General features: G+C 46.2%; 7 protein-coding genes. 4 read left to right on the plus strand and 3 right to left on the minus strand.

What is annotated here, in order from left to right; translation table 11 throughout:
• Window positions 1–299: 299 nt before the first annotated feature.
• Window positions 300–2045, minus strand: a complete 1746-nt coding sequence (locus QUA53_RS25420) for an alpha/beta hydrolase (protein WP_333100452.1) — start codon at window positions 2043–2045, stop codon at window positions 300–302.
• 474 nt (window positions 2046–2519) lie between these two features.
• On the opposite strand from QUA53_RS25420, the gene QUA53_RS25425 reads away from it, so the two are divergent.
• The 3 genes from QUA53_RS25425 (at window position 2520) to ligA (ending at window position 6832) form a co-directional block, all read left to right on the plus strand.
• The gene (locus QUA53_RS25425; RefSeq protein WP_333100453.1) at window positions 2520–3497 is read left to right on the plus strand and encodes an Npun_R2479 family HD domain-containing metalloprotein; all 978 of its coding nucleotides are present in this window, start codon (window positions 2520–2522) and stop codon (window positions 3495–3497) included.
• Between the two features lie 134 nt (window positions 3498–3631).
• A complete protein-coding gene (locus QUA53_RS25430) occupies window positions 3632–4696 on the plus strand; it encodes a vWA domain-containing protein (protein WP_333100451.1) in 1065 nt (354 codons plus the stop codon).
• A gap of 114 nt (window positions 4697–4810) precedes the next feature.
• Window positions 4811–6832: an NAD-dependent DNA ligase LigA gene (ligA, locus tag QUA53_RS25435; protein ID WP_333100450.1), complete on the plus strand. Its 2022-nt coding sequence runs from the start codon at window positions 4811–4813 to the stop codon at window positions 6830–6832.
• Between the two features lie 123 nt (window positions 6833–6955).
• On the opposite strand, the gene QUA53_RS25440 is transcribed toward ligA, so the two are convergent.
• Window positions 6956–7156, minus strand: a complete 201-nt coding sequence (locus QUA53_RS25440) for a hypothetical protein (RefSeq protein WP_333100449.1) — start codon at window positions 7154–7156, stop codon at window positions 6956–6958.
• Between the two features lie 12 nt (window positions 7157–7168).
• Here QUA53_RS25440 and QUA53_RS25445 point away from each other — a divergent pair, with 12 nt between their 5' ends.
• A complete protein-coding gene (locus tag QUA53_RS25445; RefSeq protein WP_333100448.1) occupies window positions 7169–7585 on the plus strand; it encodes a hypothetical protein in 417 nt (138 codons plus the stop codon).
• A 404-nt stretch (window positions 7586–7989) separates the two neighbouring features.
• Here the strand turns inward: QUA53_RS25445 and QUA53_RS25450 are convergent, their stop codons facing one another.
• Window positions 7990–17619 carry a CHAT domain-containing protein gene (locus tag QUA53_RS25450; RefSeq protein ID WP_333100446.1) on the minus strand — a complete coding sequence of 3210 codons (9630 nt, stop codon included), beginning with the start codon at window positions 17617–17619 and terminating at the stop codon, window positions 7990–7992.
• Window positions 17620–18162 lie beyond the last annotated feature (543 nt).

Here is an 18162-nt window from a genome sequence, read left to right on the forward strand (position 1 = left end):
CCGAACCAACCGATGTAAATGCGGTTGTCTGTGCTTGTGACCCACTCACAAAAGCGTTCCCAGACGTTGGCGCTTTCACGCTGCTGTAAGGTTGTTGTCATGGTTTTATGATTGCTGTATTTGGTTGTCAATGTTCGAATGATGTTTATATTATTAACGGTGTTGTTAAGGTTTGTAAAGGGGTTGAGCGACAGTTAAACTGATGACTGCGATTAGGAAAGCTGATGAAACCAGAGAGAGGGGCCGATCGCCCCCGCGCGAAAATAGACGACAGCGTGCACACGCGGCGCACCTTAACCCTAACGAACGGGAGCTATGGGAGGTGGAGAAGGTAGAGGAACAGGAGCGAGGACAGGTGGAGAGACTGGCTTGCGAGCAGGTGGAGAAATCCTGAACTGCTGGAGTTGTTGCGGGGTGAGCGATCGCAAAATTCTCAGTCCGAGAGTGTCTCGGGAGATGCTTAAAGCGTAGGAGGGCTCCAAATACGGGCGGAAATTTGATTTGTTGTTCAAATAGCTTTCCATGAAAGCTAGGCTGAGTCCGCTGAGGTAGCGGCGGGCTAAAACTGGTTCCGGCCCGATGACCTCTGGTGGTGGCAGAAAGAGGCTTTGAGGGGAATCCTCGATCGTTGAGAAGTGAGTCCCGTTATTCATCAGTACCAGATATTTGTTGGGCGATGTCAGCCATGTGAACGGTTGAATTTGTTCGAGCAAAGCGGGGGCGACGGTATCCGCGCTGCCTGCGATTAGCATGACTGGGATTTGGATCTTGCTGAGGTTTGTTTCTCCCAGAATGCTGCTGACGATCGGGTTAACGGCGATCGCAGCTTTGATGCGCGGGTCGCCGAAATTGTACTGGTTGCGCTCTAGGCCGCGGGCGCGGCACTGCAACAGTAGGGAGAGGTTCCAACTATCGTTTTCGACTCCGCAATCTTTGTCTAGCTGTGCAAAATTAATCCCCGCCCCGGCTAATGCTAAAGCCGTATAGCCCCCGAAAGACTGGCCGATGACACCCACCCGCTGCAAGTCGAGCTGCCCTTTATAGGCAGGATTGGTGGTCGAAAGTTGGGTTAAATAATCGAGCAAGTCTTTGATGTCGAGGGGGCGGTTGATAAATTCTGCTGGTTCTGCTACTTCATTCGCTCTGCCTGTTACTAAGTTTTGGATTTGTTGGGCGTTGCTGCCGGGGTGTTCGGGGACGGCGACCGCAAAGCCGTAGGAGGCTAGGTGTTTGGCTAAATACTCGAAGGAAAGGCGATCGGAACCTAAACCGTGGGAAATTACTACTACTGGAGCCGGTTGCGGGCTGCCCTGTGGCAGGTAAATGTCCATATCAAATGTGCGATCGCGATTTGGACTCGTCAAAGTTACCGATGATTTTTTCCAAGTATAGGGGCCCGGTAGCTGGGGCTGCAGCATTGCGGCAGGCGGTATGGTGGGTTCTAAAGCTGCTTGTGCTTCGGACAACTGGGCGACTCCGGCGATCGTCTGATTGGAACGGTTGATCAGCGATGTCAGCTCGTTGGCGATACCCAAGGCGCGGGCGATGTCAATCCTGATGCCATAGGTGGGGAATTTCCGCAGCACGTTGAGAATTGTCAGGCCTTCTGGATCTGAGGCTGCTAGAATCAGGGCGGCTCGGATGGCATAAAATCCAGGCTGCCGAGCTTTGGTTTGAATTACTCGGCCCAAGCGTCTCAGCAGCACTTCTCCTTGAGGCGTGTAAAGGAATTGGGCGATCGTCACCTGGCTGATTTCAGCTTTCGCTTGCAGGGCGCTGCGAATGTCAGCTAGCTGAGATTCTTTGATGTACTGAGCGAAGCCGTCCAAGTTCGAGTCTATTTTGCCTTGTTTAGCGAAGAGTGCCAGAGATTCGATGGGAACTGATTCTTCTAGCGGCCCGTAAGTTACGTAAATTCGCTCGGCACCCATTGCCGGTGCGGCAGTGCAAACAGCAGTGAATGCAAACAATCCTAGGTATTTTGGGGCGATCGACCGCCGAGCGCGAAGGGCAGCAGTGGAGAGGCTCGAAAACAGACAGTTCATAACTTTCACACCTAGGACTTCTAATAATTAGTCGGTGAAACGATGTAAATTGTTTCGCCACTTTTTAATGCCGAAAATCGCTCTGTTGGTTCGGATGCTTCGGAAATTAGGTTATCTTGGGAAGCATAGCCTTGAGAGCAATTTTCTGATTTGACAAGACTAGCTGAAATTTAAAATTCAACGCCGAGGGGTCAAACCTGTTGGAATGCCCATTGATTATTTTTTCAGCTATCGGGACTTAGACAAAAACTGAAGCCAAAATAGCTTCCAACCCAAATAGAGAAAAACTTTTAGCTCGAATGGGCATGAATCTAGTTATACCAAAGGTTTCAGGCATTTTTAGGCGATCGGCCTCTTTCTATTGCCAGCGAGGGGTTGGGGATCCTAAAGCGGCTCGAAAATGTTTAAGTCCCATTATTATGCAAGATATTTTCGATCGAGTTTGTAAGTACAGCCTGAGTGAGAGAATTTATGATGTTCAATGCAACTGCTATCCTGATTGACGCTTTTGTGCAAGAGCTGCAGGCCGGCTACCGTCGCACCTACGGCAAGTACAAGCCTGACTACCCTGAAATTATCGCCTGGGCAGGGACTATGGCTCTGGAAAATATCGCTAACTGCGATGCTCTGTACCACAATGTGGAACACACAATGCTCGTGGCTTTGGTGGGACAAGAGATTCTCCGGGGCAAGCATATTCGCGAAGGGGGAGTGTCGCCGGAAGATTGGCTGCACTACCTGATTTCGCTGCTGTGCCACGATATCGGCTACGTCAAAGGTGTTTGTCGCCAAGACCAAGAAGCTGTGGGACTCTACGCTACGGGTATTGACGGGGGTATGGTTTCTGTGCCGATCGGCGCAACTTCTGCCAGTTTAACTCCTTATCATGTCGATCGAGGAAAACTCGTAATTGACGAACGCTTCGGGGGCCACACATTAATTGATGCCGAACAAATCAAGCGTAATATTGAATTGACGCGCTTTCCAGTTCCTGCTAGCGAAACTCATCAAGACAGAAACAATTATTCTGGACTCGCTAGAGCCGCCGATTTGATCGGTCAGTTGAGCGACCCAAATTACCTGCGAAAAATAAGTGCCCTGTTCTACGAATTTGAGGAAGTCGGCACTAATAAAATCTTGGGATACAAGTCTCCGGGAGATTTGCGGCAAAATTACGCCAAGTTTTATTGGAATGGAGTTTTTCCTTACATTCCAGCAGCTTTGAACTACTTGGAATTGACCCAGGGAGGCAAACAGATTATTGCCAATCTCTATGCCAACGTATTTCAGGTTGAACACGCTGAACCGATCGCTTTCAACAAGACAAACGCTCATGAATTAATCACATCCCGCGCCGCTGGGAACTTGAACGGCGAAAAAGATAGTGATAACATTCAAGCTCCCTCCGGGGAAAACAAGAAATTTAGCGACTTTTTCGATTTGAATTTGTGATGAATTAACCAGCCTTATGCTGAAGCAAATCAAGCGAGCCAGAATTAGGAGTTTTTTAAATCTAGTTGCTGACTCGTCTTTTTATTAGCTATAATAGAGCTAATAAAGCGATGTGTGTTAAGGAGAGTTATGTCATGGCAAATAACAACATTGAAGTCGTTTTTAGCTTTGATACTACTGGCAGTATGTACCCTTGTTTGACGCAAGTTCGTCGGAAAATTAAAGAGACGGTAACGAGACTGCTAGATGAAATTCCTGGCATTCGCATTGGCATTATAGCTCACGGGGACTATTGCGATGCTGGCAGCACTTACGTAACTAAACACCTTGATTTGTCAGGCGATGTCGGCACAATTTGCAATTTTGTTCAAAATGTAGAGCCAACTGGCGGTGGCGATGCTCCAGAATGTTATGAATTAGTCTTGCACGAAGCTCAGTCACTTTCTTGGACTCCAACTAATTCCAAAACATTGGTACTAATTGGCGACGACATCCCGCACGCACCCGCTCAAACTCCTCAAAAACTTAACTGGCGTCAGGAAGTAGATAAGTTAACACAGATGGGAATTGCCGTTTACGGCATCCAAGCTCTCAACCGTCACCACGCCACTTTATTTTATAAAGAACTAGCCGAAAAATCAGGGGGTTTTCACCTCAATCTCGACCAATTTTCCTACATCACAGATTTATTTTTAGCAGTTTGTTACCAACAGTCATCTAACGAACAACTACAAGCTTACGAACAAGAAGTTGTCAGTCAAGGTCGCATGAGTCGCGGATTAAACAAGATGTTTGATACCATGCTCAAGCGGGAAGACATGGCTGTTTACGAATCCGCAGAATTGCGAGCCGTAAAACCGGGCAGATTTCAGATTCTAGAAGTAGACAGCGAGATTTCAATTAAAGCTTTTGTTCTGGAGAATGGTTTGACTTTTAAAACCGGGCGCGGGTTTTATGAATTTACTAAAACAGAAACTATCCAAGGTAAGAAAGAAATTGTGCTAATGGATCGTTCCACAGGGGATTTGTTTGAAGGAGAAGCAGCGCGAGAAATGTTGGGTTTGCCAATGGGCGAGACAGTCCGCATCAAACCGAGTAATCTAGAAAAGTATGCGGTTTTTGTGCAAAGTACCTCTGCGAATCGCAAGCTGATAGGGGGAACTCGTTTCCTTTATGAAGTTGAAGATTGGGATCGTTAATTAATCTTAAATGTCCAAATAACAACCGCAGATCGATGTAGATAAGGTTAAAATCTGTATTATCTGAGTTTGTGTTATGGTCTGCGGTTAAAAAATATACACTTTCAAATTAATATGCAACCCGAAATAGAGCAGCAAATTCAACAGTTGAGGCAACAGCTACAGGAAGCTAGCTATGCTTATTATGTTCTCGATGCGCCGATCATGCCAGATGAAGTGTACGATCGACTGTATCGCCAGTTGCAAGAATTAGAATCAGATTATCCGGAATTAATTACTGCGGAAAGCCCGACTCAGCGCGTGGGAGAACAGCCTGCTACTCAATTTTTTAGCGTCAAACACAATATTCCTCTCTACAGTTTGGAAAATGCTTTTAATTTTGAAGAATTTGCTAAATGGCAGGAACGCTGGCAAAGGGTAGCAGGGGAGAATGAGCCATTAACTGCTGAATATGTTTGCGAGTTAAAAATTGATGGTTCTGCTTTAGCATTAACCTATGAAAATGGGGTTTTAGTTCGCGGTGCGACGCGCGGAGACGGCATTGCGGGAGAGGAAATTACTCAAAATGTTAAGACTATTCGCTCGATTCCTTTAAAGCTCAATTTAGATAATCCGCCGCCTGTTGTGGAAGTGCGGGGAGAGGCTTTTTTGTCTTTAGCCGTGTTTGAGGAAATTAATCGGGAACGGGAAAAAGCTGGGGAACAATTGTTTGCTAATCCTCGCAATGCTGCGGCGGGTACGCTGCGACAGTTGGATTCTAAAATTGTGGATAAGCGACGGTTGGATTTCTTTGCTTATACTCTGCATTTAGATGAGGGTAACGAGGAGAAAACGCAGTGGGATTCCTTGGAATTGTTGCGACGAGTGGGGTTTAAGGTGAATCCCTATCGCAAAATTTGCTATTCTTTGGATGAGGTTCGCGAGTATTACGAATATTGGGATACTGAGCGGCGGAATTTGCCTTACATGACGGATGGGGTTGTTGTTAAGATTAATTCGGTGTTGCTGCAAAAACAATTGGGTTTTACTCAGAGGTTTCCGCGCTGGGCGATCGCACTGAAGTATCCCGCGGCCGAAGTGCCTACAATAGTAGAAGCTGTCACCGTGCAAGTAGGGAGAACAGGGGCTCTGACTCCTGTAGCAGAACTTAAACCGGTGCAGTTGGCTGGAACGACGGTTTCGCGGGCTTCTCTCCACAACAGCGATCGACTTTCCGATCTGAACCTGCACATTGGCGATACTGTAATTGTTAGAAAAGCTGGGGAAATTATACCAGAAGTTGTGCGAGTTTTGCCGGAACTGCGCCCCCAAAATGCTCAACTTTTCCAAATGCCTAGTTGCTGTCCTGAATGCGAACAGCCTGTGGTTCGGGAAAAGGGGGAGGCAGTTACTCGCTGCATCAATACATCTTGTCCGGCGATTTTGAGGGGTTCGCTGATTCATTTTTGCAGCCGGGATGCTCTGGATATTAACGGTGTTGGGGAAAAGCTGGTGCAGCAGATGGTTGATAGTAATCTGGTGCATTCTGCGGCGGATTTGTACGATTTGACTGCGGAAAGATTGATGAGTTTGGAACGCATGGGTAAGAAGTTAGCAGAAAAGTTGGTAAGTGCGATCGCCCAATCGAAAAATCAACCTTATTCGCGCGTACTTTACGGCTTGGGCATCCGGCACGTCGGCACAGTCAACGCTCAATTGCTGACAGAAAGGTTTGCAAATGTCGAAGAGTTAGCAGCGGTATCGGCGGCCTCGATTGAGGGGGTTTACGGCATCGGCCCGGAAATTGCTCAAGCTGTTTATCAGTGGTTTCGAGTTCCGGCAAATCAAAGTTTAATTGCACGGTTGAAAACTGCAGGCTTGCAATTGCAGTCAGAAGTTAAAAGTCAACATTTAGGGAACACCAATTTACAAATTTCAGGCAAAACTTTTGTGCTGACTGGAACTTTGCCCACTTTGAAACGAGATGAAGCTAAAGATTTGATTCAAAAAGCAGGAGGTAAAGTCACAAATTCTGTGAGTGCTAAAACAGATTATGTGGTTGTGGGAGAAGATGCGGGTTCTAAGTTAGAAAAAGCTCAATCTTTGGGGATAGAACTACTGTCGGAAGCTGAGTTATTGGAACTTCTTGCAGGTTGAAATGATTGGTGAAAGTCAATATATCTCTCTTTGCTCTTTCTCTGCGCCCTCTGCGGCCTCTGCGGTTCGCAAAAAAAGCTGATTCACTTGGGTCGTTTTCAAAGAAAATCCCCAACAATTCTATTACCCTCGGTGTAAAATAGCCGATCGCGAATTGGGCAATACCTCAAAAGGCATAGAAATCGCGGTCGCACTTGCTGAATATACATACTTCCCCGGCGGTGCTGTCCGAATCGGTTGTCGGTACAGGCTAGTTTTGCTAAAATTTGATAAAGTTTGCAATAGCGATGGCAATTGCCAGCTTAGCCAAATCCCAGCAATCATAGGAGATACATTATGTCTGAAATTCCAGCAGAACAAACACAAACAAACTTGACAACTCCAGAAATAACTACCGAAAGCTCAATTTCTGGGGTGGAAAACGTGAAAAATAGTTTGGGAAATGTCCTAAATAGTTGGAAATTGAAAGTAGGATTAGGAGTTGCTGTACTGTTTGCAGTGTCGTTATTTGCATTCTACTGGCAGCATATGATTGCAGTCGTAGGTATGAAGAGTTGGTCGGCGCGATCGGGAGCTAACCCAATCGAATGTATGGTAAGAGATACTAATAACGACGAGTATGTCAGTTGCAGCGCCCTCCTCGACCAGCAGATTGTCCCTCTTGAGTGCAGTTCGAGTTTGTTCAATATCGGCTGTCGAGTCAATTACGGAACTGCAGCACCAAATCCGAGACAAAACAGCCCTAGATCCTAGATAGAGCATCTGCAGCTTAGAGATGATTGTTGAAGGAACAGATTTGCTACTTAAAATATGGGAGTTACAAAAAACTCTCACCGTGAAAATAGTCCAGCAATAAAGAGCGGAAAACTCTTGTTTTTCTTGTTGTAAATTAGCAGGTAAGTAGACTTACCTGCTATTGCCATTAGGTAATCTGTGATAGATGATGTGCGGCAGTATATTGGCGATCCCAAGGTTTTTGATGATACTACTTTGGTGGTGATAAAACAGAAATAGAGTTGCAAACCCCCTGGATCGATCGGCGGTTGAAATTGGGGATATTCAGGGGGGAACCTCCGCAACCGCCTCAAGCGGGCATTGCCCCTACTGTAGAAACTTTCGTCCCTAAGAAGCGGAGAGTCAAAAATAAAAATGGCAGCTTACCAAGGACTTCCGATTAGAGTGAAACTGCTCCAGTAGTAAGGATGAGAAAAATCTTGGTTTTCTTGTTGTAGGTTAGTCGGTAAATTCAAGTTGCCCGCTGTTGTAACTAACTGCCCGTTTGCGAGCCGAACTTTACGAGCAATCATCGCCTGTTGAGCAAGTTGCAGAGTTTCTGCCTTAGTTGTGGCTCCTCGCAACTGGTGGTAAAATTCGCTCATCAGCCCCAAAGTGCCTCCATCGTCAACATACCACAAACTCCCTAAAGCAGATTTTGCGCCGGATTTGACTGCTAAACCTCCAAAACCTAACTCGGCTTCCCGATCGCCCAAAGCAGTTCTACAAGCACTCAATACTAACAAGTCTACCTGCGGATTGCGCCAATTCAAACTCTCCATGCGATCGATCTGCAATTTGGAATTCCATAGTTGAATGTAGGAATTGCTTGGTTTTCCCGGTTTGAATTCAGCGTGAGTTGCTAGGTGAACGATCCGAAATCCTCCCTTGGCGTGTGCCGAGTTGAGATTATCTAAAGTGAAAGTGGAATTGAGGAAAGATGGGCTCTGCCACTGAGCCGAAATCGCCTGCAATTCGATCGGCACACTGGGCAAGGGGTTTTGATCGACAAATTCAGACCGTCCCATTGGTAGCACTGTGGCGTCTCTAACTGCTCTATAATCGGTATTAGTCGAACTAAAACTCGGAATTAGGCTAAAATTGTATTTTTCAATCAAGAAGCCTTTACCGTCGTGCAAAGCGGCAAAGGGCAGGCTTCGCAACCCCGGATCGACTGATAGTAACAAAGTCTGAATTCCTAAGTTTTGTAAGTCTGTTTCTAGGGGTGCGATCGCCCATTTATATAATTGCTGGGCGGTGGCTAGATAAGTGGTAGTAGTGCGTTTTGCGGGATTCGTGATTTCATTGCGAAACTCCTGGACGGTGGGGAATAAAGCTGCTCTATTGGCTTCTGGAACGCTGTAGTGAATCGGTCGCCCGACGGGAGGAACTAAAATTAGTTCCAGTCGATCTTCTCGCGACACTATGTAGATAATACCAGACCGCTTGCCGATTTGCCGTTCGATATTTTTTAAAGTTTGTTGAAAGGTCGAAATCAAGACATTTTCATCTGGAAGGTTGGGTTTTACCCCCAAGTATTCTCCAAATTCTTGATTCCTCATTTCTTCAATTCCCCAGACTATATTCTGTATGTCGTTGACTTCAAAAAGTCGATCGGGAGACGGAAGATATCCCAGAACTAAATTAGAAGTAGGGTTGACTGTAGGTGGTTGTTTTGATTCTGGTGGAGATGGTACGATGTCGCCGGGTAATTGACTGGTGATACTTTGATCGATGGTTAAAACTCGATCGGCTACACTACCGGGCTTGTCTAGCGATGAATTTTTGCCACGGCGTTGCAAGTCTCCTGCATCTAGGGTTGATGGTTGCCGTGCCGGTTTTGCTGTGGCTGCGGGCGATGCTGGTGTTGCTGGTGTGGGGACGGGTGCGATCGAGTTTAAGAACTCTTGTACAGATTCTAGGGCTGACGTTACCTGCTGATTTTCCTGCTGGATTCTCGGCTGATTGATGACCGTTTGCTGATTTTCTTGCTGAATTCTTGGCTGATTGATGACCGTTACCTGCTGATTTTCCTGCTGAATTCTCGGCTGATTGATGACCGTTAGTTGCTGATTTTCCTGCTGAATTGCTTCCGTTACCTGCTGATTTGTTCCAGTTGTCAGGGGAATTGTGGGCGGAATTGTTTGTGGAACGGTTTCCGTTGTCAGGGGAATTGTGGGCGGAATTGTTGGCGGAACGGTTTCCGTTGTCAGCGGAATTGTCGGAGGAATTGTTTGTGGAACGGTTTGCGGAATTGTCGGCGGAACTGTTTCCGTTGTCAGGGGAATTGTCGGCGGAATTGTTGGCGGAATTGTTGGCGGAATTGTTGGCGGAATTGTTGGCGGAACGGTTTGTGGAACGGTTGGCGGAATTGTTGGCGGAACGGTTGGCGAAATTGTTGGCGGAACGGTTTCCGTTGTCGGCGGAATTGTTTGTGGAACGGTTGGCGGAATTGTCGGCGGAATTGTCGGCGGAATTGTTTGTGGAACGGTTGGCGGAACGGTTGGCGGAATTGTTGGCGGAACGGTTGGCGTCGGGTCGATCGCATCATCAGTCGAAAATGCAATATTACCAACACTACTAGAACGCGGAAACGACTGCGATGTAATGGTAGATTGTCCCGTTGTAATTGCACCCGCCGTACCGTTGCTAGCAGCATCCCCCACCACAAACGGTTGAATCGGCGTCCCTCCATCTCCCCCAGCGTGTGTAATTGCGATATTTCCGCCACCTGTGCCGCCAGCAGTAGAAATGCTAGCAAATCCCGTCGGCGAAAGTAGTGTGGAAAAAGCACCCGTAGCGCGGAAAAAATTGCCTGTTATTGCTGTGACATCGCCACCGGTGCCGCCACTACCGCCTTGGGCATTGATAAACTCTACTTGAATATCGCCGATCGGATCTAAGAACACATTGCCGGCATTTCCGACTATACCGCTAGAGTTAATTTGTGCGGCCGTAATTGAACTTATCGCCTTAACCGTTATGTTTCCGCCACTGTTGCCCGATGTATTCAAATTGCCTGCGGTGAAATTGTTACCGCTTGTAAAGAGAATTTCTCCGCCATTAGTAGTAATATTTTTAACACTTATATCGCCCTTGGCAGTAAGATCGACTTTGGTGGCGGTGACATCTCCCGATAAGTTGACTTTTTCCGTGTTGGGTGCTGTCAATTGTTGCGCGTTAATTGTCGAGTTTCCTGTCACATTGCCAGCATTGTCGATCGCAAGATTTCCTAACTTGCTGGTGGCGCCCACCGCACCGTTGAAAGTGATGCTGCCGCTACCGGAGGCTAGAGTTAAGTTGCGGGCATTAATGCTGTCACTGTCGATCGCCCCCAAAGCAATATTTCCCCCTGCGGTACTAAATACCGCATCCTTTGTCAAAACCAAAGCATTGCTAATATTAATGTTGCCGTTATTCGTCGTAACATTTCCGCCTAATTTAGTATTTAAAGCTGTAATGTTAAAACCAGAATTGCTTTTAACATTACCCATGAATTCTGCATTCGATGCAGTAACATTAAAAATAGATAATGGCGTTGTTTCACCGATATTTCCTTGCAGCAGCACATTACCATTCGCGGCATCTAAGCCCAACAGATGATTGCCGTCGATCGCACCTTTTATATTAATACTACCAACGCTGCTTTTGAGATCGACCTGGTTTCCTAGTTGAACGTTGCCCGTCAAATCTATATTGTTAGTTGTATTGATGCCATAGTTCAAATTAATGCTTGAACCTTGGAGAGCAACACTGCTGTTGTCAAGTCCGGTGATAGTTCCATCAAGTGCGATCGTACCAGTTCCCGTTTGAATATTTACTGGGTCTAAAAATGTGAGATTATAGGGAATACTAATATTGGCGCTGCTATCCGATCGCCCGATGGCGATCGAGCTAAATCCATTTTGAATCAAATTAAGTTCCGATGCAGTCAAATCTAAAGCGCTAGTATTGTTATCAATTCCGCCAACAACAATATTTTGTCCGGCTGTTGCGGGTTGCAGCGTTAGCGCGCCAGTACCAGAAACATTCCCAGAAAAATCAATTTCACTTGCCGTTAACGTCAGCGGGTTACTACCTGCCGATAAACTAGAACCGAAAGCAATAGTTGCATCTCCGAGTGTAAAATTTACAGGAGATTTTAATGTCACCGGACCGCTAAAACTAATGTTATCATTAGTTGTGGCGATATTTCCGCTAACCGCAACAGTTCCACCGCCATTTTGAATAAATGCACCGTCTAAATTCAGGTTATTCTCAATATTGAGATTTACCTTATTGGTGATTGTGAGCGTGCCGTCATTGGTGGTTGTTACACTTCCTTTTAGATTGACATTATCAGCCGCAATACCCAGATTGCCAGCTACGTCAACTGTATTGTTGAAAGTAATGTCGCTGCCTGAAAGAATCGAGTTTTTGGCAACAGTGACAGCATCTGCATAAGTTTGACTGCCGGTTGTAGTGACATTGCCACCTAAAGATATATTGCTGTTGGCAGTTAAATTAGTGAGAGGAGTTATTTCGCCGATCGCACTTTTGAAGGTAAGATTACCGCTAGCAGCCTTCACCGTCAAATCGCTGGTACCATCAACAGTATTATTGAAAGTAATGCTGTCACCTGAAAGAATCGGATTGTTGGCAATTGTAACTGCATCTCCGTAGGTTTGACTGCCGATTGTAGTGACATTTCCCTTGACTTGAGTTGTGCCGCCAGCATCTGCAGTCAAACTCGCGGTATTGACTGTTTGATTAAATGCGGTTGTTCCTGTAGAGTTAGCTGTTAAATTGCCGATCGCACTTGCAGCACCAACTGCACCATTGAATGTCAGATTACCGCTAACCGCCTTCGCCGTCAAATCGCTGGTACCATCAACAGTATTATTGAAAGTAATGCTGTCACCTGAAATAATCGGATTGTTGGCAATTGTAACTGCATCTCCGTAGGTTTGACTGCTGATTGTAGTGACATTTCCCTTGACTTGAGTTGTGCCGCCAGCATCTGTAGTCAAACTCGCAGCATTGACTGTTTGATTAAATGCGGTTGTTCCTGTAGAGTTAGCCGTTAAATTGCCGATCGCACTTGCAGTACCAACTGCACCATTGAATGTCAGATTACCGCTAACCGCTTTCGCCGTCAAATCGCTGGTGCCGTCTACAGTATTATTGAAATTAATGTCGCTGCCTGCGAGAATCGGATTGTTGGCAATTGTAACTGCATCTCCGTAGATTTGAGGGCCGGTGGTTGTCACATTGCCATTGAGTTCAGTTTTGCCGCCAGCATTAGTGGTAAAACTGGTAGAAGTGACAGCATTAAATGTAGCTGTACCAGCACTGTTGACAGTGAGATTTCCTAATGGTGTGGTGTTGCCTACAGCACCTTGAACAGCAATATTTCCAGTGCCTGTTTCTAACGTAAGATTGCTGCTACCGTTAATATTATTATTCAACAGAATATTGCCACCTGCAAACTTGCCCGTTCCCACTAAAACTTGATTTTCAACTATGGCATTGCCGTTAATTGTGATATCTTGAGATAGGGTTGTAATATCGCCACTTAAGTTATTAGTTGTAGCATTCAGAGTGATTGAAGCATTATCAGTTCCCGAAATTGATTGATTTGACTTGACAAAAATAGTGCCTTGAGTATTGAAAGTCACAGGATCTGCAAAAGATACTGGCAAATTCTCTACAGTGATATTGCCTGTAGTAGTGTTCCCTCCGAAAACAATGGCACTAAAGCCATTACGCAATGAGGATAAAAAAGGTGCTCCTATATCGATCGCCTGCGGATCGAAAGGAAGTCCAGCCTGGAAGCGAATTCCGACATTCGGCGAAAATGGCTGAACAGAAAAACTTCCTTTCCCCTGTGCGGAACCTGCTCCCGAAAAGCCAATCTCATTGCCACTAATGCTAATATTTCCAGTACCGGGCAATCCATTAGCATCAATGCTATTTATTCCAACTTCATTGGGAGTTGCGATCGCAATATCTCCGCCGACACCGGAACTAGAACTAGAATTAACTACTCCTGAGTATGCAAAAATGTTGCCTGTTTTGCCAGTGAGTGTGATGTTTCCGCCATTGCCAGCAGTGGAACTGGAGTTAAGATTACTAGCGTTAATATTGTTGGCACTGAGTGTAATTAAGCCTCCATTTCCGGTACTGGATGTGGTATCAATTGCCCCTGCCGTCGTATCAATATCGCCATTAGTGCTGGTAAGGGCGATCGCCCGTCCGGGATTTCTCATACTACCAACGGTAATATTGCCTGTAGTTTTAATCGAAAAATCGATCGGACTCTTAACATCGAAAGAATTGATTGTTGTCAGGGAACGTAAAGGTATTGGATATCCAATAGGCCCGTTGACATTAATAACGCCGGTTCCCGCAGTCAAAACTAGGTTGCCATCGCCGTCAACCGTTCCCCCAAAATTAATGTCGCCTGCATTTGTTAGCCCAGTATTGAGAGTGACATTAGAACCCGTACCGAGAGAGACTTGGCCACCAAAGGTAATATTCTGTTCGTTGGTAAGAATATTTGCATTTAAGTTAGTCGTTGGAGCCTTAAAAGTAATTGAAGCGTTCTTTGCACCTGTAATGTTTCCATCGACTGCAATTGTCCCAGCTTGCATTGTGATGGGGTAATTAAAAGTAACACCAGCCGGGTCAATTGCGATCGCCCCCGTCCCATCCCCAATCACCAGGGAAAACCCTTTTAACGTATCGAGTTCCGTTTGGATTAGATTCAAAGGAGGAACGTCAGGTGTGTTCTGAGTACCGCCTATCAGAATACCTAAGCTTGGTGTCAGTGGCTGCAAAGTAATAATGCCCGTGCCATTGCCATTGACTTGAGTAGGCCCTAACAGTTGAATTTCATCGCCCGTCAAAGTGACATTGCCACCCAAAGCCGCATCAATCACACCGCCGAGGAGGTTAATAGGAATGGAATTGTTGTTAGCCTTTCCCGTAAAGCTAATATTACCCGTTCCCGTAGCTTGCACCGTTACCAGTGGGGCCAGGGGGAAGTGAATGCCGTCGTTGCTAGTTGAGGTCCCTAGACCGGTACCAATTAAAGCAATATCTCCATTCTGCGATCGTACCGCGCCTGAGTTGAGCCAGATCCCGGAATTAATCGCCGTCCCTGCACTGCCCGTACCCTTCAACGTCACCTTTCCCAAGCCTGCGGTTTGGATTGTAGCACCACTATCTACATATATACCCTCGTTAGTAAACCCAGTCCCGCCACCAGTACCAGTCAGACTGACATTTCCAGAAGACGCTCTCACAGCGCCGGACCCAACTAATATCCCTTGATTGCCATCAGTCCCATTACTGCCAAAACCAGTCAGAGTCAGATTCCCGGTGCCTGTGGAGTCCACTACCCCTTGCACCACAATACCAGTGTTGTTGCCCGCACTCCCCTTACCTGTTCCAGTCAGGGTGATATCTCCATTCTGCGATTTTACCGTGCTGGGATTATCAATAGTTATCCCTTGATTGCCATCCGTCCCATTTCCTCCCATCCCGGTGATGGTGACAGTCCCATTCCCCACCGTTGAATCCACTGTAGAGTTGACTATTCTAACGCCAGTGTTGTTGGTTAAAGTCCCAGCACCCTTACCAGTCAGGTTTATATTTCCCCCAGCCCCTACTGTACTGCCGTCAATAGATATCCCTCGATTATTAAATGTCCCGTTTCCGCCAATACCGTTGAAAGTAATACTTCCTGTCCCCGTCGATTCCACTGTGCTGGTACTAATAGATATCCCTTGATTATTAAATGTCCCGTTCCCGCCAGTACCATTGAGAGTAATATTCCCTGTCCCGGTCGATCGCACTGTGCTGGTAGCATTAATATTAATTCCGCTGTTGTCGCTTCCAGTTCCGCTTCCAGTTCCTTTGAGGCTAATATTTCCATTGAGCGATCGAACTGTGCTGGCCCCATCTATAAATATCCCTATATTGCCATTAGTCCCATTTCCGCCAGTTCCAGTCATGGTAATACTACCTGTTCCCGTTGATTCCACCACACCACTGGAGAACAGATAAATGCCTTGTCCAATCCCCTTACCGCTACCAGTCAAGGTGATATCGCCGTTCACTGAACTTATCGTAGGCCCGCGCAACACTACTCCTGAACTATTCAGACTGCTACCGCTAGTTCCATTGAGAGTAATATTCCCGCTTCCAGTAGTTTTTAGTGTGGTGGTAGCACCCAAAATAGAAATACCCGTGTTGCTTGCCGTATTTCCTGCACTACCATTCAGGTCAATTTTTCCACCTCCGGCATTAATTGTGCTGCCCTGGATATCGATTCCATTCCCCAACACAGCATTCCCCTGACCATTTCCCAGGAAATTGCCGCCGTTTGTATCGATCGTCGAACTAAGAATCTGGAGACGACCACCATTTAGATTATCGCTATCAGCATTGAGAGTAATATTGCCTCCCTGAGTTGTGATATTGGTATTAACATTAATATTATTGTTAGCATTCAGAGTTAGGGAATTACTATTAGCCCATGAAACCGGAGCGCTGACTGTAATATCGCCTTGGTTCGGAGAAGCCGACGCCGTGGAAATAGTCACATTTCCCAAGCCTAGCTGTATTTGCAGCGTCCCATTATTAATTGTAGAAGTACCAGCCGATGGCGTAAATGCTCCCCCTGCTAAAGTGCCGCCTGCATCCGCGCCTGCGCTAATAGTGATATCAGTAGGATCTAATAATAAGGTGCCAGCAATCCCAAAGGTCGATCGCAAATCAACTAATCCTTGAAAATCCAGCGATTGCTTTCCCGACACTTCCACAAAGCCGCCATTCCCAGAAAACAAGCCACCTCTGGCCGTAATATTGCCATTAAAGCGAGTAGTTTCATCAGCCCAAACTATAACTCGCCCGCCCTTCCCATTACTAATACCATCAGCATTAATTGTCGAGTCGCTGCTAACAAAAGTCCGCGCAGCATTGGGCACAGTCCCCAAACCCTGATAATCTCCGCCAATCAGTACATTACCGCCGCCGTTAATCCCAGAAGCATCGATATTGCCTGCAATAACTCCTACTTGGTCGCCTAAAATATTTACAGTACCGCCAGTGTTGCCAGAGACATTGATACTGCCGGATGCGATCGTAGTTCCTGCACTTACCGGCACAGAAGCATTCCCTGTCAACACAACTTCGCCATTAGGATTTACCGTCAAACCCGTCGCCTGTGCCACACCTTGTCCAGTCAGCAACTCCGGCAAAGATAACACGGGCTGCGTCCAATTATTCGGCAACGAACCTTGGTTAGCGGTCGGCTGAATATCCAAGCTCAATAAATTTCCAGCTTGACTAATTCGCACCAAATTGTTACCTGGTACGGCGCTGATGAGAATATTGCCGCTAGGCGCAGTTAGCTGACCATTATTGACAACCGTACCGCCAATCAAAGTTAGATTTTGACCTGGTGTCACCGCCAAATTGCCTGTATTGACAATGCTTCCACCTTGCAAATTTGTAAACGCAAAACTGTTCGGCGTCCCGATGAAAGTTGCCCAATTGTTATTGCCGATCGCACTAAACCACTGATTGTTTCCAAAACCAATCCCTGTCGCCGTAGTAGCATTAAAAGATCCCGGCACGTTCAGACTGGCATTCGGTCCGAAAATCATGCCTGCCGGATTCATCAAAAATAAATTAGAATTGCCACCCGTAACTTGAATTAAGCCATTTATTAAAGAAGGATTACCTCCAGTAATCCTTCCCAAAATATTTTGAATATTGGGATTCGTCAGAAAGTTAGCCGTTTGAGCCTCGCTGAGGCCAAACTGAGTAAAACTGTGAAAAAGATTAGCCCCATCTCCGCTGAATGCCCCCCCGGAAATGTCGTAGCGGTTGCCGTTGGGAGTAACAACTGTGTTAGTGCCGTCTGGTGCAGGGGCGATGGGTTGCGCGTTTGCCGAACCCGCCGCTGCACTCAGCCAGCTAACAATGAATAACCATCCGAGCAAATGCAGTCTGTTGGCTGTCATTGTGTTTAAAGATTCTGCTTAAAGTGCGATCGTATTTCTTTATCTTATTTTTACTCATAAAAATTACTCATGTCAATAGGAGCCACCTATTTTGGGTTACCGAATAATTAGGATGGGACAAGGAAATGTATGTGTTTAATTACTAGAATTTACGTATAAACAGTTTTTTTACTACAAGTCAGGCGCGGGAAATGAAACTTGGTTTATTGTTTCCACTTTCACTGCTTACCTCACGGAATTATCTTAAAAAACATGGTTTATGCGTCCGGGACTGTGGGGGAAAATATGGCGCGGAATGCGAGGGTTAGGGGTTTAAAAAAATTGGAATTTTAGTCAAAACTACGTAAGTTCCGATCGCCTGTTATACAGCTTGCTTAGAGTGGTCAAAAAGTCGCTCAAATTCCTACTCGCGGTCGCCGCCACTTCCTTCTGCATCAGCAGAGCAGCTTGCAGCCCGCTTTCATGAACAACGAACCCAACAGCCGACTTTCTCTCAAAAACTTTATATTTTATGGATGAACTTTACCAAAACTTTATAAAGGT

Origin of the sequence: Microcoleus sp. Pol12B3 (assembly GCF_036701355.1) — a bacterium.
Taxonomy (GTDB): Bacteria; Cyanobacteriota; Cyanobacteriia; order Cyanobacteriales; family Microcoleaceae; genus Microcoleus.